General features: G+C 62.0%; 21 protein-coding genes. 12 read left to right on the top strand and 9 right to left on the bottom strand.

Translation table 11 applies throughout. The features are described from left to right. The first annotated feature begins 76 nt into the window (after window positions 1-76). Both ACEW7X_RS10820 and ACEW7X_RS10825 read left to right on the top strand, forming a co-directional pair. Complete coding sequence (locus ACEW7X_RS10820; protein WP_068374709.1) at window positions 77-979, top strand: recombination-associated protein RdgC; 903 nt, start codon at window positions 77-79, stop codon at window positions 977-979. A 188-nt stretch (window positions 980-1,167) separates the two neighbouring features. Then, window positions 1,168-2,241, top strand: a complete 1,074-nt coding sequence (locus ACEW7X_RS10825; RefSeq protein ID WP_068374706.1) for an NAD(P)H-dependent flavin oxidoreductase — start codon at window positions 1,168-1,170, stop codon at window positions 2,239-2,241. Window positions 2,242-2,306: 65 nt separating this feature from the next. Here the strand turns inward: ACEW7X_RS10825 and ACEW7X_RS10830 are convergent, their stop codons facing one another. Next, window positions 2,307-3,032 carry a siderophore-interacting protein gene (locus tag ACEW7X_RS10830; RefSeq protein ID WP_130487849.1) on the bottom strand — a complete coding sequence of 242 codons (726 nt, stop codon included), beginning with the start codon at window positions 3,030-3,032 and terminating at the stop codon, window positions 2,307-2,309. A gap of 147 nt (window positions 3,033-3,179) precedes the next feature. Between ACEW7X_RS10830 and ACEW7X_RS10835 the strand changes: the two genes are divergently transcribed. Beyond that, window positions 3,180-3,857 carry a TetR/AcrR family transcriptional regulator gene (locus tag ACEW7X_RS10835; protein ID WP_068374700.1) on the top strand — a complete coding sequence of 226 codons (678 nt, stop codon included), beginning with the start codon at window positions 3,180-3,182 and terminating at the stop codon, window positions 3,855-3,857. Further along, window positions 3,854-4,402, top strand: a complete 549-nt coding sequence (locus ACEW7X_RS10840; RefSeq protein ID WP_068374697.1) for a dihydrofolate reductase family protein — start codon at window positions 3,854-3,856, stop codon at window positions 4,400-4,402. The genes ACEW7X_RS10835 and ACEW7X_RS10840 overlap by 4 nt, the downstream gene beginning before the upstream one ends. 46 nt (window positions 4,403-4,448) lie before the next feature. Here the strand turns inward: ACEW7X_RS10840 and ACEW7X_RS10845 are convergent, their stop codons facing one another. Further along, window positions 4,449-5,066 (bottom strand): LysE/ArgO family amino acid transporter, encoded by a 618-nt coding sequence (locus ACEW7X_RS10845; protein WP_068374690.1) that lies wholly within the window; start codon window positions 5,064-5,066, stop codon window positions 4,449-4,451. 128 nt (window positions 5,067-5,194) lie between these two features. Between ACEW7X_RS10845 and ACEW7X_RS10850 the strand changes: the two genes are divergently transcribed. Next, window positions 5,195-6,085, top strand: coding sequence for a LysR family transcriptional regulator ArgP (locus ACEW7X_RS10850; protein WP_068374686.1), 891 nt, complete (start codon window positions 5,195-5,197; stop codon window positions 6,083-6,085). A gap of 201 nt (window positions 6,086-6,286) precedes the next feature. Here the strand turns inward: ACEW7X_RS10850 and ACEW7X_RS10855 are convergent, their stop codons facing one another. Together ACEW7X_RS10855 and ACEW7X_RS10860 are read right to left on the bottom strand one after the other, a co-directional pair. After that, window positions 6,287-6,493: a cold-shock protein gene (locus ACEW7X_RS10855; protein ID WP_068374683.1), complete on the bottom strand. Its 207-nt coding sequence runs from the start codon at window positions 6,491-6,493 to the stop codon at window positions 6,287-6,289. Between the two features lie 290 nt (window positions 6,494-6,783). Beyond that, a complete protein-coding gene (locus ACEW7X_RS10860; protein ID WP_068374678.1) occupies window positions 6,784-7,866 on the bottom strand; it encodes an AI-2E family transporter in 1,083 nt (360 codons plus the stop codon). A gap of 265 nt (window positions 7,867-8,131) precedes the next feature. Here ACEW7X_RS10860 and ubiM point away from each other — a divergent pair, with 265 nt between their 5' ends. Together ubiM and ACEW7X_RS10870 are read left to right on the top strand one after the other, a co-directional pair. After that, on the top strand, window positions 8,132-9,307 hold the full coding sequence (gene ubiM, locus ACEW7X_RS10865) for a 5-demethoxyubiquinol-8 5-hydroxylase UbiM (protein ID WP_127774662.1): 1,176 nt from the start codon (window positions 8,132-8,134) through the stop codon (window positions 9,305-9,307). Window positions 9,308-9,326: 19 nt separating this feature from the next. Beyond that, window positions 9,327-10,247, top strand: a complete 921-nt coding sequence (locus ACEW7X_RS10870) for an NUDIX hydrolase (protein WP_068374672.1) — start codon at window positions 9,327-9,329, stop codon at window positions 10,245-10,247. Between the two features lie 85 nt (window positions 10,248-10,332). Here ACEW7X_RS10870 and ACEW7X_RS10875 read toward each other — a convergent pair whose 3' ends face one another. Next, complete coding sequence (locus ACEW7X_RS10875; protein ID WP_238591441.1) at window positions 10,333-11,499, bottom strand: MFS transporter; 1,167 nt, start codon at window positions 11,497-11,499, stop codon at window positions 10,333-10,335. Window positions 11,500-11,689: 190 nt separating this feature from the next. Then, window positions 11,690-12,052 (bottom strand): hypothetical protein, encoded by a 363-nt coding sequence (locus ACEW7X_RS10880; RefSeq protein ID WP_153044158.1) that lies wholly within the window; start codon window positions 12,050-12,052, stop codon window positions 11,690-11,692. A 419-nt stretch (window positions 12,053-12,471) separates the two neighbouring features. Between ACEW7X_RS10880 and nrdH the strand changes: the two genes are divergently transcribed. The 5 genes from nrdH (at window position 12,472) to ACEW7X_RS10905 (ending at window position 18,118) form a co-directional block, all read left to right on the top strand. Next, window positions 12,472-12,693 (top strand): glutaredoxin-like protein NrdH, encoded by a 222-nt coding sequence (gene nrdH, locus ACEW7X_RS10885; protein WP_068374667.1) that lies wholly within the window; start codon window positions 12,472-12,474, stop codon window positions 12,691-12,693. Window positions 12,694-12,855: 162 nt separating this feature from the next. Beyond that, entirely contained in the window at window positions 12,856-13,260 is a 405-nt protein-coding gene (gene nrdI, locus ACEW7X_RS10890; protein ID WP_068374664.1) for a class Ib ribonucleoside-diphosphate reductase assembly flavoprotein NrdI, read from the top strand. A 50-nt stretch (window positions 13,261-13,310) separates the two neighbouring features. Then, on the top strand, window positions 13,311-15,392 hold the full coding sequence (nrdE, locus tag ACEW7X_RS10895) for a class 1b ribonucleoside-diphosphate reductase subunit alpha (protein ID WP_202969573.1): 2,082 nt from the start codon (window positions 13,311-13,313) through the stop codon (window positions 15,390-15,392). Window positions 15,393-15,421: 29 nt separating this feature from the next. Beyond that, window positions 15,422-16,414, top strand: a complete 993-nt coding sequence (gene nrdF / locus ACEW7X_RS10900; RefSeq protein WP_420177198.1) for a class 1b ribonucleoside-diphosphate reductase subunit beta — start codon at window positions 15,422-15,424, stop codon at window positions 16,412-16,414. 516 nt (window positions 16,415-16,930) lie between these two features. Then, a complete protein-coding gene (locus ACEW7X_RS10905) occupies window positions 16,931-18,118 on the top strand; it encodes a porin (RefSeq protein WP_167731891.1) in 1,188 nt (395 codons plus the stop codon). Window positions 18,119-18,170: 52 nt separating this feature from the next. Here ACEW7X_RS10905 and ACEW7X_RS10910 read toward each other — a convergent pair whose 3' ends face one another. Genes ACEW7X_RS10910 through ACEW7X_RS10920 form a run of 3 tightly spaced genes read right to left on the bottom strand, consistent with a single transcriptional unit; the run spans window position 18,171 to window position 21,045 of the window. Beyond that, a complete protein-coding gene (locus ACEW7X_RS10910; protein WP_253102927.1) occupies window positions 18,171-19,118 on the bottom strand; it encodes a magnesium transporter CorA family protein in 948 nt (315 codons plus the stop codon). Between the two features lie 43 nt (window positions 19,119-19,161). Continuing rightward, a complete protein-coding gene (locus tag ACEW7X_RS10915) occupies window positions 19,162-20,100 on the bottom strand; it encodes a magnesium transporter CorA family protein (RefSeq protein WP_253102926.1) in 939 nt (312 codons plus the stop codon). An 18-nt stretch (window positions 20,101-20,118) separates the two neighbouring features. After that, window positions 20,119-21,045: a CorA family divalent cation transporter gene (locus ACEW7X_RS10920; RefSeq protein WP_130487842.1), complete on the bottom strand. Its 927-nt coding sequence runs from the start codon at window positions 21,043-21,045 to the stop codon at window positions 20,119-20,121. Window positions 21,046-21,163 lie beyond the last annotated feature (118 nt).

Genomic DNA, 21,163 nt, shown 5'->3' on the forward strand with positions numbered 1-21,163 from the left:
ATGTAGCCAAGCAAGCACGCCGCCATCCCCCTGTCTGCCAGGGCTGTATTAGAATGCCCACTTTTGCGAGCGCGCCATGTGGTTCAAGAACCTGAAACTCTATCGTCTGAACGCCAGCTGGAATCCCAGCGTGGACGAGCTGGACGAACAGCTTGCCACACTGGCTTTCACGCCCGGCAACACCTCCCAGCCCCAGACTTTGGGCTGGACGCCGGTACGCGAAAACGGCCGCTTCGCCCATGCCATCGGTGACCAGATCCTGATCTCGCTGCGCACCGAAAAGAAGCTGCTGCCCAGCACCGTGGTCAATCAGGTGGCCAAGGAACGCGCAGCCGACTTCGAAGCGCAGCAGGGCTACAAGCCGGGCCGCAAGCAGATGAAGGAACTGAAGGAGCGCATTTACGATGAGCTGCTGCCGCGCGCCTTCAGCATCAGCCGCGATACGCTGATCTGGATCGACCGCAAGAACCGCTGGCTGGTGATCGACGCCGCCGCCTCGGCCAAGGCCGACGAAGCACTGGGCCTGCTGGCCAAGACCCTCAGCCCCTTCCCCGCCGAGCCCCTGTACGTTGAGCAATCCCCCGGCGCGGCCATGACCGGCTGGCTGGCCGACGACGAAGCCCCTGCCGGCTTCACCATTGACCAGGACACCGAGCTGCGCGCCGCCGGCGACGGCAAGGCGGCCGTGCGCTATGTCAAGCACGCCCCCGAGCCCGAGGAACTGCGCCGCCATATTGCCAGCGGCAAACAATGCACGCGCCTGGCCCTGACCTGGGAAGACCGCGTGTCCTTCGTCCTCACCGACGCGCTGGACATCAAGCGGGTTGCACCGCTGGACGTCCTGGCCGAAAACAGCGAAGCTGCCGGCATGGCGGAAGATGAACGCTTCGATGCCGACATGACGCTGATGACCGGGGAACTGGCCAAGTTGGTGACCGCGCTGGTGGACGCCCTGGGCGGCGAAAAGAAATCCAGCTGATCCCGGACGCAATTTTGCGCTGACGTCAAAAGGCCTGGCAGCCATCGCTCGCCAGGCCTTTTGCTTTCCGCTCGCTCATTTGTCTTGCCGCCGCTTTGGGAGGATACTTGGGCCATACCGGCACTGTACCTGCACCCGGACCCTACTCCTTTCCCGCTCGAGCCCACACCAGCAAGGACCACGCTGCCATGGATCATGCCTCATCGTTTTGCCAACGGCTGGCTATTTCCCATCCCATTATTCAGGCGCCAATGGCCGGCGTTGCCACGCCGGCTCTGGCGGCAGCCGTCTCCAACGCGGGAGGGCTGGGTTCCCTTGGCATAGGCTCGAACACGACGGCGCAGGCGCGCGACATGATACGGGCCACCGCCAGCCAGACGCAGCACCCCTTCAACGTCAATGTCTTCACCCATGCCCCCGCGCGCAGGGATGCCACACGCGAGGCCGCTTGGCTGCAGCACCTGGCGCCGCTGTTCGCCCGTTTCGGCGGACAGCCCCCCGCCCGTCTGGAAGAAATCTATCCCAGTTTCCTGGCAGACGACAGCATTCTGGACATGCTGCTGGAAGAACGCCCGGCGGTCGTCAGCTTCCATTTCGGCCTGCCACGCCCGGAGCAGGCCCGCGCCCTGCGCGAAGCCGGCATTTTCCTTATGGCCAGCGCCACCAGCCTGGACGAAGCGCGCCGCATCGAAGCGGCCGGCCTGGATGCTGTGGTCGCGCAAGGCATAGAAGCCGGCGGCCATCGTGGCATATTTGATCCGGAAGGCCCGGATGAAGCGCTGGGCACGCTGGCCCTGCTGCAACGCCTGCATGGCCATATCGGCCTGCCTGTCATTGCTGCGGGAGGCCTCATGACCGGTGCGGACATCTGCGCCGCCCTGAACGCCGGGGCTGCTGCTGCCCAATTGGGTACGGCCTTTGTTCCCTGCCCAGAGAGCTCGGCCAACGCAGCTTACCGCGACAGGCTGCTTCATCCGGCAGGACTGGAAACACGCCTCACAACAGTACTGTCCGGCCGACCGGCCCGCGGCCTTCTCAACGACCTGATACGCCATGGCACCGCTTCAGGCAGCCCACGGCCGGCCGACTACCCGCTAGCCTATGATGCCGCCAAGCAGCTCAGTGCCCTGGCTATCTCCCGAGGCGACCACGGCTATGCAGCCCAATGGGCCGGCCAGTCATTCGCAAGGGCGCGCGCCATGCCTGCCAGCGAGCTGCTGCAAACGCTGCTGACCGAATTGGCAGCATCCGCCAGTGCCTGAATCTTCGCTACCTGCGCGCCGGCACGATCCCGTGCCAATGTCCGTCAGCCGGGCCGCTACCAGGCTCAAGCATCCCGGTGATCCGCTTCCCCCGCCTTCCAGTAGCCGCTGGCGCTGACACGGTGTACCGGCATTTCACGCTCCTGCAGGTAGTGCTTGCGCAAGGCCTTCACCATGGCGGATTCCCCCGCTACCCAGATATAGCCAGGCCCCGCCGGGAACGGCCGGAACATGAGGCTTTGGCGCAGCACGCTGCCAGCGTCACCCTGCGCCTGCAACCAGGCGATGCGCATGCTGGCCAGCGTGTCTATACGCTGGCGGTCGGCCTGGGCGGCTATCTCGGCATAGACCTTGACCTTGATGCCGGCTGGCAAGGTTTCGGCGATCACCTGTATCGCGGGCAGCGCCGTCGCATCCCCGGCCAGCAACACCCAGCGGGCATCATCAGGGAGCTCGAAACGCCCTGAACGCGGCCCGGCGATCATCAGGCGGTCCCCCACCTGTGCTCCTGCCGCCCAGGCAGAGGCGGGGCCTTCGTCGCCATGCATGACAAAATCCAGATCCAGCGTCGCAGCACGCCGGTTGACGCTGCGTATGGTGTACGCCCGGCCTTCTCCGGTCGGCAGAAATACCTTCACCCAGGCTGCCGGGTCTTCGATGCCATCGGCCTGCAGGAAGGCCGCCATCTCGCTGCCGCCCAAAGTAATGCGCCGCATATGCGGCGTCAGTTCGGCAACCGCAACGACGTCAACAGCGGCGCGTGCCATGGCCGCCCTTTCTCTTTCACCCATGCTGTACTCCCATCCGGCTGGCCGCCAGCCGGGCAGCCGTGTAACGAAAATCTTGTGACATAAATCCTCCAGAACATCAGCCTTGATTCGTTACGTGGAATAATATGAGCTATTACTCGCATTTGATACTCGCTTTATCGGACCGCCATGCAACCGCTCCAACAGCCAAGAAAGACGCCGCGCCAGGCCCGTTCCCGAGCCCTGGTCGAGGCCATTCTTGAAGCAACCGCTCGCGTTCTGTCCGAACGCGGCTACGCCGGCACCACCACCAATCTCGTCGCTGAACGAGCCGGGGTCAGCATCGGTTCCGTATACCAGTATTTTCCAAACAAGGACTCCCTGATCACGGCCCTGCACGAACGCCATGCCGCGCAGCTATACGATGTCATGGCATCGGTCATGCAGGCACCCTACCCCAACCAATTGCGCGATCGCCTGGCGGCCATCGTCAGTGCATGGCTGGCGGTGCATCGGGTGGAGCCGGAGTTGCATCGCGTGCTGGAAAAGGAGTTTCCCTTTTATGACGTGCCGTCCGAGGAAAGCCCGGCGGACCAAGCCATCTTCAAGCAATTCCGCCAGATACTGGAGCGCCACCGCGACGAAATCCAGCCCACGAACCTGGACCTGGCGGCCTGGGTGTTGCTGCAAACCATGGAAGCCCTGATCCACGCCGCCGTGCTCTCCCCCTGGCCGCAGTTCCCAGAGCAAGCCGTGCAACAGGCCATTGTGGATACGCTATGCGGTTATCTGTACACTGGCGGCCCTGGCCCTGGTGCCGGCCCCCGCGCCACGGCTCCCCCCCCTCCTGAGGTTGCTCCGCAATGACCCTCTGCTGCTCGGTTTTCATCGCTTCGTCCCTGGACGGCTTCATCGCCCGCCAGGATGGCGCCATTGACTGGCTGGAACGCGCCAATGGCGCCGTGACGCCAGGAGAGGATTGCGGCTATGCCACGTTCATGCGCTCCGTGGACCTGCTGGTGATGGGCCGCAACACCTTCGATAAGGTCATGGAATTTCCGCAATGGCCCTATGCCGACAAGCCGGTCTGGGTTGTCACGCGTTCTCCGCTGGCTGCCGGCCAGGCCCTGCCTGACAAGGTACGCCTCACTGCGGCCTCGCCTGCCGCTCTCGTCGAAGCCGCGCAGCAGGCCGGCTATGGCCGGCTGTACCTCGACGGCGGCCGGCTGATCCAGTCCTTTCTTCAAGCTGGCCTGGTAACTGACATCACCCTGACCACGATTCCGCTGCTTCTGGGGCAAGGCCGCCCGCTATTCGGCAGCCTGCCCGAAGACCAGCCTTTGACGCTCGTCAGTTCGCACGCCTACCCATTCGGCTTCGTGCAATCACACTATCGCGTCCTGCCACGCTGATCTGCGCCCTGGACGCCTGCGACGATTATGTTTGCTGCGTCCGGGATCAATGCAGGGGCCGCGACAGCATCAACACGCACAGCACCAGCATGAAGGCCGCCACCAGCGCATCCAGCACCCGCCAGGCAGCCGGACGCCTGAACACCGGCAGCAGCAATCGCGCGCCATAGCCCAGGCTCAAAAACCAGGTCACACTGGCCAGGCAGGCGCCGGCGGCGAAGGCCCAGCGTGTCAGGCCGCCGTACTGGGTCGACAAGCTACCCAGCAAGACCATCGTGTCCAGATAGACATGGGGGTTGAGGAACGTAAAGGCCAGGCAGGCCAGCACCACGCGCCGACGGCTGACGGCCCCTGCGGCAGTCTGCGTCAGGGCGGCCTGACCGCGCCAGGCCCGCCAGGCCGCCATCAGGCCATAGACCGCCAGGAAGGCTGCGCCACCGAAACGCAGTAATTGCAGCAGGCCCGGCCACGTGCGGACCAGCGCTTCGATACCTGCTACCCCGCAGACGATGAACAGGATGTCACCCAGCGCGCACACGCTGATCACCAGCCCGACATGCCGCCGTTCCAGGCTCTGCCGCAAGACGAACGCATTCTGTGCTCCGATGGCGATGATCAGCCCGGCGCCGGAGAAAAAACCAGTGGTGGCAGCAGCAAGGTACATAAGGATGAAACTAGCGCAACAAGACGGGAAAGCGCCTATGCTGGCCGACAGCCCAGATTAAGACTAGCTATTTTTTCTGTACCATATAAAGAATTTCTTAATTCGATACCGATGCCTGGACAGCTGCCTTGGATTTGATACACCCACAACTCGCCGCTTTTGCCGCCGTACTGGAAGAAGGCAGCTTCGAAGCCGCGGCACGGCGCCTGTCGGTCACGCCTTCGGCTATTTCCCAACGAATCAAGGCGCTGGAAGACAGGCTCGGCCAGGTGCTGATCGTGCGCCAATCCCCATGCCGGCCGACCCCTGCCGGAGAACGCCTGTTGCGGCGTGTACGTCCCATGCAGGCGCTGCAGGCCGAAGCGCTCGCCGACTTCCTGCCGGCTGGCCAGGCGGGAACGGCCCACCCTATCGCCATCGCCGTCAATGACGATTCGCTGGAAACCTGGTTCGTGGCTGCACTGGCCCTGCTGCACCAGCGCCATGGGCATGTCTTCGATATCCGTGTCGATGACCAGGACCATACGCTGGACCTGCTGCGCGACGGCTCGGTGCTGGGTGCGGTCACCGCCGAGCCCCAGCCCTTGCAGGGCTGCAATGTCCAGCCGCTGGGCACGATGCGCTACCGCGCCATTGCCGCGCCCGCATTCCGCGAACGCTATTTCGGCGCCGGATTGAATGCAGCAGCCTTCGCCGCCGCCCCCATGATCGTCTTCAATCGCAAGGACGCACTACAATGGCGCTTCGTGCGCCGCATTACCCGCGCGCGCCTGATGCCACCGGTGCACTACATTCCCACATCCAAAGGTTTCGTGGAAGCTGCAGCCAGGGGCCTGGGCTGGTGCCTGGCGCCCGAATCCCTGATTGCACCTGCGCTGCGTGACGGCACCCTCAGCCTGCTGGACACGGAACGCTGGCTGGATGTACCGCTCTACTGGCAACATGCAGCCATACGCTCCATCACGCTGCAGCAGATCACCCTGGCGCTGCGCGAGGCCTCGGCCAGCGCACTGCGCTGAGCGCTGGCATGCTGCGCAGCAATCAGGCATCCGGCCCGTGCGCACTGACACCGGACCCGCCCGCCTTGATGGACAAGGCCACCAATTGCGCCGCAGCGTCAGGAAACCCTGGCAGAATAAAAAAAGACCGCAGCCAGGGGCTGCGGTCTTTTCCTGCCGCATCACCCGGTGAAGGGTGATGCGGCAACGAACTCGCCGGTATTAGGCCAGCAGTTCGATGTTCTTTGCGTTCGGGCCCTTGGGGCCTTCGCCGATTTCATAGCTCACGCGCTGGTTTTCTTCCAACGACTTGAAACCGTTGATACGGATTTCGGAGTAGTGAGCGAAGAGATCCTTGCCGCCTTCATCAGGAACGATGAAGCCGAAGCCCTTTTCAGGGTTGAACCATTTAACGGTACCGGTTGCCATAACTAAAAACTTCCTTGAATAAACGGGCGCAACGCCCGGGATTGCCAGAAACGATCAAGGAAGGGACGTCGAACACAACCTAGATACCAACACTGGGCGACTGGTGTACTGAAACCCGCGTCGCTTGACCATCTGCGTCTCCACTATGACCGGAATTTCAGCCGCAGTCAATCGGAAAATCGGAATTTTTTTAAATTGTCTTTCCCGGGGCATTCGGAATCGCCCCAGGAACCCTCTTCAGACCATCCAGATACACGCAAAAAGCGCATCAATACTGGCGTTTCCGCTTATCAACGCAGATGCGCATTACGGCCGTGACGATCAGAAGGCGCCGTCGGAATATCCACGAACAGATTCCAGACTGCAATGAACAACGCGGCAATCAGCGGCCCCATCACGAACCCGTTCAAGCCGAATAGTGTCAGCCCGCCCAGCGTGGAAATCAGCACCAGGTAGTCCGGCATGCGCAGGTCCTTACCCACCAGCAGCGGACGCAAGACGTTATCCATGAGACCAATCACCAGAATGCCGTACAGCAGCAGGAACACCCCCTGCCAGGTTGCGCCGGTTACCAGGAAATAGATGGCCACCGGGCCCCAGATCAGGCTGGCGCCGACGGCCGGCAGCAAGGACAGAAACGCCATGACGACCCCCCACAGCAAGGCGCCCTGGATGCCCAGGAACCAGAAGCTCAGGCCACCCAGCAAGCCTTGCGCCGCAGCCACCGCGATGTTGCCCTTGACGGTTGCGCGCACCACGGTCGTGAAGTTACGCGCCAGGTTCTGCTTGTGCATGTCGCTCAGCGGCACTGCGCGGCGGATGCGCTGCGACAGCCAGGTGCCATCACGCAACAGGAAGAACAGCAGGTACATCATGATGCCCGCGCCCACCACGAATTGCAGCGTATTCTGGCCCAGGCTGACCGCGTGGGAAGCCACATACTGACTGACCTGCATGATGGTGGAAGCCACCTTGCCCTGCCCGCCCGATTCCTCACCTGTCAGGCGCACCACGTACTCCTGCAAGGAAGGCGGCAGGGCATTGACGATCTGGTGGAAGTACAGGGAAAAGTTAAGCTGCCCGGAACTGATGCGCTCATAGAGCGCGATGATTTCCTTGACCAAGGCCCCAGTGATAAAGGCCACTGGCAGGATCACACACAACAACGCCGCGCACAGCGTCAATAACGCGGCAAGATTCTTCCGGCCGCGCAGAATACGCATCATGTATTGATTCAGGGGCATAAACAGCACCGCCAGAACAGTCCCCCAGAAAATGGCCGTGAAAAACGGCAGCATGAGCCAGAAGAAAGCCAACGAAACGACCGTCAGCAACAGGACGAAGACCCGATAGTGCAAATGTGCAGAGCGCATGGTCGCCACTGTAAAGAATGAAGAAGAAGACCGCACAGGGAAAACATGGGTACGGCTGGTGAATACTAAGCGAAAAGCCGCTGATTCGGGCAGATTTATGCAACAGACTGCTGTCGGGAATACAGCGCAGGCGGCGCGCATTGGGTATTATGCAGGGCGCGGTCGCCAGCCCCGCTTGTGCTGGATCAAGTGCGCCTGCCACCGGCATGGCGCCGCCTGCAAACAGGCTCTAAACTGCCGCCTATCTGTCTTTCTGGAGTACCTCATGACCCACGCTGCGGAAAAGGATGTCGTCATCGTCGGCGCCGGCCCCGCCGGCCTGTGCCTGGCGCGCGCCCTGTCGGCGGGCGGCCTGTCCGTGACTATCGTCGAACAGCAGCCGGCCTCCAGCCTGGCCGACCCCGCCTTCGATGGCCGCGAGATTGCGCTATCGCACGAATCGCGCCAGTTGCTTGAAGAACTGGGCGTCTGGCAACTGATTGCCGAAGACGACATTTCCCTGCTGCGCGACGCACACGTATTCAACGGCAGCTCGCGCAACCCCATGGCGATCACCGCTCAGGCCGGCGGCAGCGACCAGCTGGGCTGGCTGGTACCCAATTGCTGTATCCGGCGCGCGGCTTGGCAGGCAGTGTCCCAGCGTCCGACTATCGAGGTGCTCGACGGCACCAGTGCCGTCACGGTAGAACCGGGCGAGCACAGCACGCGGGTCAGCCTGTCCGATGGCCGCCAATTGCACACCCGCCTGCTGGTCGCCGCCGACAGCCGCTTTTCCTCGATGCGCCGTGCCATGGGCATAGGCGCTTATATGCACGATTTCGGCAAATCCATGATGGTCGGCCGCCTGGATCATGAAATCGACCATGGCCACGTCGCCTGGGAATGGTTCGGCTATGGCCAGACGCTGGCATTGCTGCCGCTCAACGGCCTGCGCGCCTCGGCCGTGCTGACCTTGCCGCACCACCAGATCCAGGCACTACAGGCACTGGATGACGCCAGCTTCGCCGACGAGATGACGCGGCGCTTTGATCAGCGCCTGGGAAAGATGAGCACGGCCAGCACCCGCCACGTGTATCCGCTGGTCGGGGTCTATGCCTACCGTTTCGCCGGCCCGCGCTTCGCGCTGGTGGGCGACGCCGCCGTGGGCATGCACCCGGTCACCGCGCATGGTTTCAACCTGGGCCTGCGCAGTGTGGCCAGTCTGTCGCGACAGGTATTGACCGCGGCAAGGCGCAATGCGGATATCGGCGACAGCAGCTGGCTCAAGCGCTATGAACGCGCCCACCGCCTGCACACGCTGCCCTTGTTCCTGTCCACCAATCTGGTCGTCACCATGTTCACCAACGACACGCCGCCAGGCCGCCTGCTGCGCGAAGCCACTTTGCGCTTCGCCAGTTCGGCCAGCCCCTTCAAGCGTTTCGTCGCCTCGCGCCTGACCTGACCCGACACCGATCATCGTCATGCAGACCCTGGCTTCCGATACGCTGGCTGTGGAACTGGTGGCCGTCCTGGCCGCCGCCGACAGCCAGGCGCCCTCCGTCCTGACCATTCAGGGCGGGCTTACCTTCCCCGCCGGCCCCTTCGTCATGGCCCACCGTTCGCTGCAGGCCGGCCTGCGCGGCTGGGTAGAGGCGCAAACCCACCACCCGCTGGGCTATCTCGAACAGCTCTACACCTTTGCCGATCGCGGCCGCCATGCGGATGCCCCGGACATGCGCACGATATCCATCAGCTATCTCGGCCTCACCCTGGCAGGCGACGCGCCGGCGGATCTGGATGCAAGCTGGCGCAGCTGGTATGAATACTTCCCCTGGGAAGACCGCCGCGACGACAGCAATGCCTTGCTGCTCGCCGATATCGCCACCCGCCTGCGCGCCTGGGCGCGCAGCCAGCCACGCGGCCTGCGCGAACGCCAGTGGCAGCGCTGCTGCGCGCTTTTCGGCCTGGAAAACGATATCTGGGATGAAGAACGCACGCTGCCGCGCTACGAACTGCTCTATGAAGCCAGCCTGGTGCCGGAATCCCCGACTGCTGGCACCGACCTGCTGCCCGGGCGCAGCATGCTGTACGATCACCGCCGCATTCTGGCCACGGCCATGACACGCCTGCGCGCCAAGCTGAAGTACCGGCCGGTCATCTATGAATTGATGCCTGCAAGCTTCAGCCTGCTGCAATTGCAGCAGGCCGTCGAGGCCCTGGCGGGACGGCGCCTGCACAAGCAAAACTTCCGGCGCCTGATTGCCCAGCAGGACCTGGTGGAGGAAACCGGCGCATCGACTCAAACCGGCGGGCGCCCGGCCAAGCTGTACCGCTTCCGCCGCGGCGTGCAGATGGAGCGTGCACTGGCCACGGGCGGCCGCCTGCCTCTGATGAAATCCTGAGCCAGGCAGCCCCCCAGGGGGCCGGACCGTCATACCCGTACACCAGCCCCCTCGCCTGCGGCGGCAAGGCTGCCTTGCCCGCCTGTCAGGCCCGCACTACCCGGCCCTGGCCAGCGCCCCAGCCCGTGATGGCAACCCCCAGCGCCAGTCCGCCAAACAGCCAACCGGAACTGGCGTAGCTGCCGGTCCACTCCAGCAGCAACCCGACCAGCAGGGGCCCCAGCGCCGCAAGAATATAGCCGCCGCCTTGCGCCATGCCAGACAGCCGCGAGGCCACGGCGGAATCTGCCGCGCGCAGCACGATAAATGTCATGGCCAGCGCGATCAGGCCACCCTGCCCCAGCCCCTGGATCACCATCCAGAACCAGGCCAGCGACAACGGCAGATACAACAGGCCCAGCAAGGCGCCACCGGCAAACAGCGCCAGTACGCTGGCGATCCAGCGCTGGTCGCGACAGCGTACGACGAAATGGGGAACGAACAGGCAAGCCACCATCTGCACCACGATGGATACCGACACCATCACGCCAGCCATGCCCGCATCCATGCCCCGGCTACGCATAATGGGTGCCAGCCAGCCAAAGACACAGTAAGCCAAAGCCGATTGCAGCCCCATGAGGCCTGTCAGTTGCCAGGACAAGGGGTCTCGCCAGACGGCAGCCGGCCGTTGCGGCGCCGGTGCAGCCGGCTGGTGTGCGGGCAGGCGGCGCAAATGCACGCCCCAGAACAGCGCGACCAGCGCCGCCGGCAGCGCCCAGGCAGCCAGGGCCATGTTCCATTCCGTGGCACGCGCCAATGGCACGGTCAGCACGGCCGCACAGGCCGCCCCAGCACAGAGGAAGGTGGTGTACAGGCCGGTCATCAAGGCCATGTGCCTGGGAAAATCGCGTTTGACCAGCCCAGGCAACAGAACGTTGCCAATGGCAATGGCGGTGCCTGCCATGGCCGATGCCAGCAGCAGCACCCAGAATGATTCAACCAAACGCAGCGCGGAACCCAGCGTCAACAGCAGCAGCGCCCAGAACATGGTGCGTTCGACACCCCGGCGGCGCGCCATGACCGGTGCCAACGGGGCGAATATGCCCAGGCAAATGACTGGCAAGGTGGTCAGATAGCTGGCCTGCGCCGCCGACATGTCCAGCGCTGCCATGATTTCCGGCAGCAGCGCTGCCAGGCTGGGAAACACTGGACGCAGATTGCCTGCGATCAATATGACCAGGACGGCGTACCAGAGGATTCTGCGGGGAACCACGGCACCGGGTGGCGCCGCAGCGGCGGGTCTTGGGTCTGTTGGCGCCTTGTTTTGCGCTGTCTCCGTCATTCCTGCTCCATTCCGTGCTGCCTCAAGACAGTCTTGGATTCGTTCCGATAGAAAAACAGGCTCCCCGCGCATACCTGCCACCGATTCACCCTTCCCCAAGGGCAAATATCAGGGCTGCCGCTCAGGCCTCTCCGGCCTGGGCGCGCCGGCGCTGAGCGCGCCGCACTGCGACATAAAACACCATGAACCACAGGACCGGCACCACCACGCCGCCCAGCGGCACGTAGACCAGCGCCGCCATGCGGAACCATTCGGGCAATACCAGCTGGGAATGACAGACGACCTGGCCGCCGCCAAACGACAGGCAGCTGTCCGAGAATACGACCAGCGCCAACCCCCAGAGCGCCGTGCCTGCCAGGCACAATCCCCACCAGAACTTGACACGGCCATCGCCGCCGCGCGCACTGCGCAGATAGGCAGGCAGCGTCATCAGCAGCAGAGGCAGAAGGGTCAGGACAACAAACAGCAGGAAGGTGTAATACATGGCGCAGAACCGCATCAGAAAAACGCCGGCACCCCTCGGTACCGGCTCGCTGCCGAGAGAATACGCCATTCGGCAGGCTTTGAACACCGCCGCCCGGCCCTGGCGTCCAGGCTCGGGGCAGCCTGAGGGCTGACGTCAGCCGCTAACGCGGTTTGCGCTTCGTAACAATATCGCCGGCGCTGGCCGCCATGCCCGCAAGCGCCCGCCAAGGCCAGAACTGGCGCGGTTCCGGGCCTGATCCGGCATTCAATACAACCACTAGATTTATGGTTAAACCAAAATGTAACCACTACATCTAGTACTATTTTGCTATTCTGTGCACCAGATAGCTTAACTTCCCGTTCATTCCTGCCTCATCCCGCGCCAGCCGTTTTCTGCGCGATGCAGGAATTTTCAAACCAATCCAAGGAATAGCAATCATGATCGTTACTGTTTATAGCAAGCCGGCTTGCGTGCAATGCGTCGCCACCTACCGGGCGCTGGATAAACAGGGCATCACTTATCAGGTCGTGGACCTGACCGAAGATGCTGTCGCCCTGCAAAAGGTGCGCGATCTGGGCTACCAGCAGGCCCCCGTCGTAGTGGCCGGCGCGGACCACTGGTCGGGCTTCCGTCCGGACAAGATCAGCGCGCTGGCCTGAGGCCGGTGACCGGTGCCAGCCAGGGTGGCGGCAGCGTCCCCAGGCTGCCTGCTTCTGCCAGGCAGGCAAATCCGGCAGGCAGGCGGGCAGCCTGACCCGACCTCGCTCCGTGCTTTTCCCAGCCGCTTACCAAGCAATCAGCAGGACCAGGAACCCGCAGCCATGGGCCAGATCATCTTTTTTTCCACCAGCTCCGGCAATACCCAGCGCTTCGTTGAAAAACTGGGCATGGCTGCCCACCGTATTCCACTGTCCTCGCGGGACGCCTTTCTGCTGGCGCCTGAACCCTACATTCTCATCGTCCCGACCTACGGCGGCGGCCACCCCGCCGGCGCCGTGCCCAAGGCCGTCATCCACTTCCTGAACCACGAAGCCAATCGCGCGCTCCTGCGTGGCGTGATTGCCGCCGGCAATACCAATTTCGGTACGGCCTATTGTCTGGCCGGCACCATCATTGCGCAGAAGTGCAAGGTGCCGCTGCTGTACCGCTTCGAAATGCTGGGAACAGAAGAAGATGTCATCAAAGTCCGCCACGGAGTACAAGCATTTTGGAAACGACAACATTGATACCGAAAGCCGCCGCCAGCGCTGAACTGGATTTTCACGCGCTCAATGCCATGCTCAATCTGTTCGACGAGCAAGGGCAGATACAGTTCGACAAAGACCGCATGGCGGCGCGGCAATACTTCCTGCAACATGTGAACCAGAACACGGTGTTCTTTCACAACCTGCAGGAAAAGCTCGATTACCTGGTGGAAAAGGAATACTACGAGGCCGACGTGCTGCGTCAGTATTCGCCGGATTTCATCCACCAGCTGTTCACCGATGCCTACGCACGCAAGTTCCGCTTCCCCACCTTCCTGGGCGCCTTCAAGTATTACACCAGCTATACGCTCAAGACTTTCGACGGCAAGCGCTACCTGGAACGCTACGAAGACCGCGTCTGCATGGTCGCGCTCGCGTTGGCCCAGGGCAACGAAGGCCTGGCGCTGGCGCTGGTCGATGAAATCATCAGCGGCCGCTTCCAACCCGCGACCCCCACTTTCCTGAACGCCGGCAAGAAGCAGCGCGGCGAGCTGGTGTCGTGCTTTCTGCTGCGCATTGAAGACAATATGGAGTCCATCGGCCGCGCCATCAATTCGGCGCTGCAACTCTCCAAGCGCGGCGGCGGCGTAGCCTTCCTGCTGAGCAACATCCGGGAAGCCGGCGCCCCCATCAAGCAGATCGAAAACCAGTCCTCCGGCATCATTCCCATCATGAAGCTGCTGGAAGATGCCTTCTCGTACGCCAACCAGCTGGGTTCACGCCAAGGCGCCGGCGCGGTCTACCTGAATGCCCACCACCCCGACATCCTGCGTTTCCTGGACACCAAGCGCGAGAACGCCGACGAGAAAATCCGCATCAAGACGCTGTCGCTGGGTGTCGTCGTGCCCGATATCACCTTCCAGCTGGCACGCGACAACGAGGACATGTACCTGTTCTCACCGTATGACGTGGAACGCGTCTATGGCAAGCCCTTCGGCGACATCAGCGTCACGGAAAAATACCGCGAGATGGTGGACGACCCGCGCATCCGCAAGAGCAAGATCAATGCGCGCGAATTCTTTCTGACCTTGGCCGAGATCCAGTTCGAATCGGGCTATCCGTACCTGATGTTCGAGGATACGGTCAACCGCGCCAACCCCATCAAGGGGCGGATCAACATGAGCAACCTGTGCTCGGAGATCCTGCAGGTCAATGCGCCGGCCAGCTACGACCCAGACCTTTCCTACACGGACCTGGGCAAGGACATTTCCTGCAATCTCGGCTCGCTGAACATCGCCAAGACCATGGATTCTCCCGATTTCGGCCGTACCGTGGAAGTGGCCGTGCGCGGCCTGACGGCCGTATCGGACATGAGCGATATCCGTTCGGTGCCCTCCATTGCCCATGGCAATGCCCAATCGCACGCCATCGGCCTGGGGCAGATGAACCTGCACGGCTACCTGGCCCGCGAACGCATTTTCTATGGTTCAGAGGAAGGCGTGGACTTCACCAACATGTACTTCTACACAGTGACCTACCACGCCCTGCGCGCCTCCAACCTGCTGGCCTATGAACGCGGCCAGCGCTTTGCCGGCTTCGAGGAATCCAAATACGCCAGCGGCGAATACTTCGACAAATATACGGAACAAGCCTGGCAGCCTGCCACCCAGCGCGTGGCCGAGTTGTTCCGGCAAGCCGGCATTGCCATTCCCACCCAGGAAGACTGGCGCGCACTGAAAGCCGCCGTACGCGAACACGGGCTCTACAACCAGAACCTGCAGGCCGTACCGCCTACCGGGTCGATTTCGTACATCAACCATTCGACCTCCAGCATCCACCCCATTGTGGCCAAGATCGAAATCCGCAAGGAAGGCAAGATCGGGCGCGTCTATTACCCCGCCCCTTACATGAGCAACGACAACCTGGCCTACTATCAGGATGCCTATGAAATCGGGCCGGAGAAAATCATAGACACCTATGCCGCCGCGACCCAGCACGTGGACCAGGGGCTGTCGCTCACGCTGTTCTTCCGCGACAGCGCCACGACGCGCGATATCAACCGGGCGCAGATCTACGCCTGGCGCAAGGGCATCAAAACCATCTATTACATCCGGCTGCGCCAGATGGCGCTGGAAGGCACCGCCGTCGAAGGCTGCGTGTCCTGCACGCTATGAGCCGCCACCCCAGAACCACGGAAACTGCCATGAGCACCAACCCGCCCAGCCCGCTGGCCGCCAAGCGGCTCAAGCGCGTCGATGCAATCAACTGGAACCGCATCGAAGACGACAAGGACCTCGAAGTCTGGAACCGCCTGACCGGAAATTTCTGGCTGCCCGAGAAAGTCCCCCTTTCCAATGACATTCCCGCCTGGGCCACGCTGACGCCGCTGGAGCAGCAGACCACCATCCGGGTATTCACCGGTCTGACGCTGCTGGACACCATCCAGAACACGGTGGGCGCCCCGGCGCTGATCAATGATGCGCTGACGCCGCACGAGGAAGCGGTGTACACCAACATCAGCTTCATGGAAGCCGTGCATGCGCGTTCCTACAGCTCCATTTTCTCCACGTTGTGCCTGACGCCGGACGTGGATGATGCCTACCGCTGGAGCGAGGAAAACGAAGCCCTGCAGCGCAAGGCTACCCTGATACTGGAACGCTACCGTGCCGACGATCCGTTGATGCGCAAGGTGGCCAGCGTCTTCCTGGAGTCCTTCCTGTTCTATTCCGGCTTCTACCTGCCGATGTACTGGTCCAGCCGGGGCAAGCTGACCAATACTGCCGACCTGATCCGGCTCATCATCCGCGATGAAGCCGTGCACGGCTACTACATCGGCTACAAGTTCCAGCGCAACCTGGAGCAGGTCTCCGAGGCACGCCGACTGGAGATCAAGGATTACGCCTTCGAACTGCTGCACGAGCTGTACGACAACGAAATTCGCTATACCGAAGAGCTGTACGACGGCGTCGGCTGGACCGAAGACGTCAAGAAGTTCCTGCATTACAACGCCAACAAGGCCTTGATGAACCTGGGCTATGAATCCCTGTTCCCCGCAGCCGTCACCAACGTCAACCCTGCCATCCTGGCCTCGCTTTCACCTGGCGCCGACGAAAACCACGACTTCTTTTCCGGCTCCGGCTCTTCCTATGTCATAGGCAAGGCCGTCAACACGGAAGACGAGGACTGGGCCTTCTAAGCCCTTTCCGCTCCGCCAAACCCTGCCCCGGCAGGGTTTTTTTTCGTCTGTCCGCCTGGCGCGCACGAGCCGGACGGCGCCATGCCGCACCTGCACAAAACGCACTGGCCGCCGCCACCAGCCGGCGTGAGAGGGCGGGCTGCCTGCCACCAGCGAGGCCTACGCATATCCCACTTTACCCAGCAATGCTGCATAGCAATATTTTAATTAATAAAATTAACCAATTAACATATGGAAAGAAATATTTCAACGGTAAATCAAAAACGCACGAACATTGCGTGAAAAGTAAAACAACTGCTTAAAACGTGCTGATTTACTGTTGAAACGACAAAAAATCTCGCAAAACACAGCCAATTTATGTGTTACAAAACAATTTCAAAGTTGCCATACAGAGAAACACTGATGCTGTTTTCCTGTATTGGCTGCCAATGTTTAATTATCAAAAATAACAATTAAGACAACCTAAAAATCGACAACCAGGCTTTCCACCAACCACCAACAGCACCAAGGATGTTCATGAAGACCAAGCACTATTTCGCTGCCGCCTGCGTTCTCTCATGTTTTGCAGGCACAGCCCAAGCGCAGGAAGTCACCCTCTACGGCATGATTGATACCGGTATCGAATGGACCAACAAGGTTCCGCAAGGCCCGGCAGGCAGTGATGCGGGCACCTCCAGCGTTACCCGTTTTCCGATTGCCACCGGCGGCATCGCCCCCTCCCGCTGGGGCCTGAAGGGTTCGGAAGATCTGGGCGACGGCTACCGCGCCTTCTTCCAGCTGGAAAGCGGCTTTTCGCCCGGCGATGGCAACAGCGCCCAGGCCGGCCGCCTGTTTGGCCGCACCGCCATCCTGGGCATCAGCGGCCCATATGGCACGATCCAGCTGGGCCGCCAGTACACGCCCACTACGCTGTACCTGATGTCGCCCGCCGATGTCATGGGCCCCAGCGTGCATGGCCTGGGCAACTTCGACCCCTACATTCCCAACGCGCGCGCCGACAACGCCATCGGCTATAGCAACAAGATCGACAATTTCACGTTCGGCGGTACCTACAGCTTCGGCCGTGACAACGCCACCGGCGGCCCTTCCGGCACCACCTGCGGCGGCTCGGCCACCAATAACAACGGCTCGTGCAAGGAGAAAGGCGTCTATGTGAAGTACAACGCGGCCAATTACGGCTTTGGCGCCGCCTTCGACCGCGTGACCGGCGGGCCCAATGAATCCTTCTGGGGGCTGGGCAGCCTGCACGCGCATGACGACCGCTTCGGCATCAACGGCTACTACACCTTCACGGGTGACATCACGCTCAGCGGTGGCTGGATGCAGCGCCGCCACACGCCGGATACCGACGCCACCCCGGGCGAAATCAAGTTCACCACCAATACCTTCTTCGTCGGCCTGTCCTACCCAATCGGACGCTTCGTCATCAACACGCAGCTCGTGCGCATGATCAGCAATGCCGACTCGGAAACCGAGATGGCGGTCAGCCGCCGGCGCGGCAACGGCGAAGCCACCGCCCTCTATCTGCGGGGCGTCTACAACTTCTCCAAGCGCACCTCGGGCTACATCACCACCGGCCACATGCGCAACCAGAAGAACAGTGCCGTCAGCGTCACTCCCGGCATCGGCGTGGCAGCCTGGGGCGGCGCTGCTGTCGGCAGCAACCAGACCGGCGTCATGATCGGCCTGAACCACCGCTTCTGATCCCGCACCGGCACCAGCTTTCCCCCGCCCTGGTGCCGGCCGGTTTTCATGCTCAGAAATAGCGCTTCTTCTGGAATATCCAGGCCACCAGGCCGCTAATCACGACCATGCCGACGACAATGGCGGTGAAGGCGCCGGGCTCTTCCTGGTAAGGCAGCGGCACATTCATGCCGTAGATGCTGGCGATCAGCGTCGGGATGGACAGCACGATCGTGACTGCCGTCAGGAACTTGACGATGTGGCTGACGTTGTTCTGGATGATATTGCCGTAGGCATCCATGACGTTGTTCAGGTTTAGCTGGCTGATGTGCGTCACGGCATGCGCCTGGTCCAGTTCCGCCTGCGCCACCTCGAACATGGCGGCTTCGTCCGGCCCCAGCGGCAAATAGTCATCGTGGCGTATCCGGTTCATGACGTGCATCATGTTCTTCAGCGCAGTGGTCATGTAGATCAGGCTTTCATTCAGATAGAGCAAGGCATACAGCTCCCGGTTCCGGTAGGAACGCGCCAGTTCCGCTTCGGCGCTGGCAATGTCCGTATCTATGTCCTGCATGACGCCGCCGAAGGCCTGGGCAATGCCCTCCACCAGCGCCATCACGTTGCCGGCCTGACGCCCTGGCGCCAACCGCAAACCGTGGCGCAGGAAAAAATCCGGCGAAATCGCCGACACCTGGCGGCTGACCGTTACGATCAGGTCCCCCGCCACGATGACGCCGAGCGGCAGGCTGCGATACTTCACGTCCTCATCAATGGCGCCGACCCGCTCGTCGCGGCAAGGTTCGTGCAGCAGAACCAGGCAGGCCTGGCCTTGGCGCTCCACCCTGGGGCGTTCTTCCGGGCGCAATGCGTCCTCGAAAAAGGCAAACGGCAGGCCGGTGGCGCTGGCCACCTGGTGCAGTTCCTCAGGCCGGGGGTCTTGCAGCTGGATCCAGCCGCAAGCAGGAATGGCCTCAGTCCGGACCAACTGTCCTTGAGCGTCTTGGGTATAAATATGCATCATGCTGGGAATTCTCCGCAGGATTCCGCGCAGCAGGCCGGAAGCCTTACTGCCGCAGGTATTTTTTCTTGTAGAAGACAAAGATCAGGGCCGCGCTGAGCAGCAGCATGCCCGCCCCGACCACCACGGTGGACAGCCACTCTTCCTCATAGGGCAAGGCGACGTTCATCGAGAAAATGCTGCCTATCATCGTGGGAATGACCATGATGATGGTCAAGGCCGTCAGCACCTTGAGCACTGAATTGAGGTTGTTGTGAATGATGGCGGCATAGGCATCCATCAGATTGCTCAGGCTTTCGCGCCGCATCTCGGTGATCTCCGCCGCCTGGCGGATGTCGATCAGAATGTCGTGCAGGCGCCGCTTCTCTTCGTCATGGATACGGATATCCTGCCCGGCGATCAGACGCCGGTAAAGAATGGCCATGGCGCTGAGTGCGGTCGAGAAGCTCACCAGGCTCTTATTGAGCGCGATGAGTGCGAAAAGCTCGGTATTGCGGTAGGAAGACTTGATTTTCTTCTGCAATACGGCCACTTGCTGGTTGATCTGTTGCAGGCTGTCGTCATAGGCCTGGGCAATGGCGCGGAACAGCAGCAGGCTGACGCGGGTCTTCATATAGCTGCGGAAGTCCCCATGACGGCCATGCAACAGGTCATCGACCAGTTCCAGCTTTTCACGCGACACGATCACCAGATGATCTTGCACATGGATCACACCCACCGGCGTGGTGCGCCAGGCAGGTGCATCCCCTGCAATACGCCGGGGTGCATTGACGACGATCAGCGTGGCGCCGCCCTGCTGGGCGATGCGCGGCAATTCGTCACGATCCAGCGAATCCTCGAAGAAATCGAGGGGGATGGCCAAGGCTTGCGCCACCCGGCTGATTTCACCAGCGTCCGGATTCTCCATGTGGACGATAGCGTTGTGGGCGATATCCCCGACCTGGGCCAGCACGCCCGCGTCATCGCTTTTATAGAAGTGCAGCATAGGTTTTCTCCTGCGAAATCAAAGGATGCGGCGTGCCTTGAACACGGCCACCATCAGGGCCGCCAGCAACAGGCTCAGCAGCCCCAACACCGGCAGCGCGTAAGGTTCGTCCTGGAACGGCAACGGCGTGTTCATGCCGTAGATACCGGCGATCCCCATGGGAACCGCGGCAACGATGACAAAGATGGACAGGTATTGCACGACCAGGCTCAGGTTGTTTTCCACCGCCGCAGAATATGCGTCCATCAGGTTGCTCAGATTGACGTTGTGGATCTCGGCCATGGCGCGCGCCTGGCCCATTTCCACCATGGCATCGTCGAGAATCAGGCGCGCCCGGGCATCCTGGTGCAGCAGCGTCGAGGCCTGCACCCGCTGCAGCAGCTTGAGGTTGGACTCCAGCGCGCCGAACAGCTGGTTCAGGCATTTGTTGTGTTCGAGCAGGTCGAAGATCTGCCGGTTGACGATGGCGCTCCTGAGGTGCTCCTCGATGCCATCGACGCCGGCATTGATCTCCCGCAGCGCCTCGATGAAGCGATGGGCGCCGTCGCGCAGCAGGCCGGCCGCCTGCCTGCCTGAGCCCGCCGCCTGCGCCGTCTCTTCGCTGACCAGCGCCATGGCGGCCTGGGCCGCGTGGCTGCCGACCAGGACATGCTGTTCATTGGCCAGCAACGAGAGATAACCGATGGTAAAAGGACGCGCGCTACCGGGCCCTGCGGGCACAGGCACGGCGAATACCAGCAGGATTTCGCCGTCCTGCTCCTTGAACAGGGGGCGCAGCGGGCGAGTGCTCAGGCCTGCATCTATGAGGCGCGAAGAAAAACCGGCACGCTCGGCGGCATCGCGCCATTGCTCCGGCCTGACAGGCGCCAGGCCGGATGGCTGCGACGCGCCACCGCTGCGCCAGAGCTGCGGCAGACCGGCTGCCGCCTGGGATGGGTTCAACATGGGGACACCTTATGGTACTGATTGCAACCCCGGACCGGTACGGCTGGCCTAGGCATGCGCGCAACCGGACCGGCACGGCAGGCGGCAGGCCTGCCAGGAGGTCGGAAATGAGAAGAAA

The organism is Kerstersia gyiorum, from assembly GCF_048595715.1.
GTDB lineage: Bacteria > Pseudomonadota > Gammaproteobacteria > Burkholderiales > Burkholderiaceae_B > Kerstersia > Kerstersia gyiorum.

What these genes read in the sequence shown, in the direction of transcription:
- ACEW7X_RS10820 (WP_068374709.1), top strand. Translation starts at nt 77, where the DNA reads ATGTGGTTCAAGAACCTGAAACTCTATCGTCTGAACGCCAGCTGGAAT.
- ACEW7X_RS10825 (WP_068374706.1), top strand. Translation starts at nt 1,168, where the DNA reads ATGGATCATGCCTCATCGTTTTGCCAACGGCTGGCTATTTCCCATCCC.
- ACEW7X_RS10830 (WP_130487849.1), bottom strand. Translation starts at nt 3,032, where the DNA reads ATGGGTGAAAGAGAAAGGGCGGCCATGGCACGCGCCGCTGTTGACGTC.
- ACEW7X_RS10835 (WP_068374700.1), top strand. Translation starts at nt 3,180, where the DNA reads ATGCAACCGCTCCAACAGCCAAGAAAGACGCCGCGCCAGGCCCGTTCC.
- ACEW7X_RS10840 (WP_068374697.1), top strand. Translation starts at nt 3,854, where the DNA reads ATGACCCTCTGCTGCTCGGTTTTCATCGCTTCGTCCCTGGACGGCTTC.
- ACEW7X_RS10845 (WP_068374690.1), bottom strand. Translation starts at nt 5,066, where the DNA reads ATGTACCTTGCTGCTGCCACCACTGGTTTTTTCTCCGGCGCCGGGCTG.
- ACEW7X_RS10855 (WP_068374683.1), bottom strand. Translation starts at nt 6,493, where the DNA reads ATGGCAACCGGTACCGTTAAATGGTTCAACCCTGAAAAGGGCTTCGGC.
- ACEW7X_RS10860 (WP_068374678.1), bottom strand. Translation starts at nt 7,866, where the DNA reads ATGCGCTCTGCACATTTGCACTATCGGGTCTTCGTCCTGTTGCTGACG.
- ubiM (WP_127774662.1), top strand. Translation starts at nt 8,132, where the DNA reads ATGACCCACGCTGCGGAAAAGGATGTCGTCATCGTCGGCGCCGGCCCC.
- ACEW7X_RS10870 (WP_068374672.1), top strand. Translation starts at nt 9,327, where the DNA reads ATGCAGACCCTGGCTTCCGATACGCTGGCTGTGGAACTGGTGGCCGTC.
- ACEW7X_RS10880 (WP_153044158.1), bottom strand. Translation starts at nt 12,052, where the DNA reads ATGTATTACACCTTCCTGCTGTTTGTTGTCCTGACCCTTCTGCCTCTG.
- nrdH (WP_068374667.1), top strand. Translation starts at nt 12,472, where the DNA reads ATGATCGTTACTGTTTATAGCAAGCCGGCTTGCGTGCAATGCGTCGCC.
- nrdI (WP_068374664.1), top strand. Translation starts at nt 12,856, where the DNA reads ATGGGCCAGATCATCTTTTTTTCCACCAGCTCCGGCAATACCCAGCGC.
- nrdE (WP_202969573.1), top strand. Translation starts at nt 13,311, where the DNA reads ATGCTCAATCTGTTCGACGAGCAAGGGCAGATACAGTTCGACAAAGAC.
- nrdF (WP_420177198.1), top strand. Translation starts at nt 15,422, where the DNA reads ATGAGCACCAACCCGCCCAGCCCGCTGGCCGCCAAGCGGCTCAAGCGC.
- ACEW7X_RS10905 (WP_167731891.1), top strand. Translation starts at nt 16,931, where the DNA reads ATGAAGACCAAGCACTATTTCGCTGCCGCCTGCGTTCTCTCATGTTTT.
- ACEW7X_RS10910 (WP_253102927.1), bottom strand. Translation starts at nt 19,118, where the DNA reads ATGATGCATATTTATACCCAAGACGCTCAAGGACAGTTGGTCCGGACT.
- ACEW7X_RS10915 (WP_253102926.1), bottom strand. Translation starts at nt 20,100, where the DNA reads ATGCTGCACTTCTATAAAAGCGATGACGCGGGCGTGCTGGCCCAGGTC.
- ACEW7X_RS10920 (WP_130487842.1), bottom strand. Translation starts at nt 21,045, where the DNA reads ATGTTGAACCCATCCCAGGCGGCAGCCGGTCTGCCGCAGCTCTGGCGC.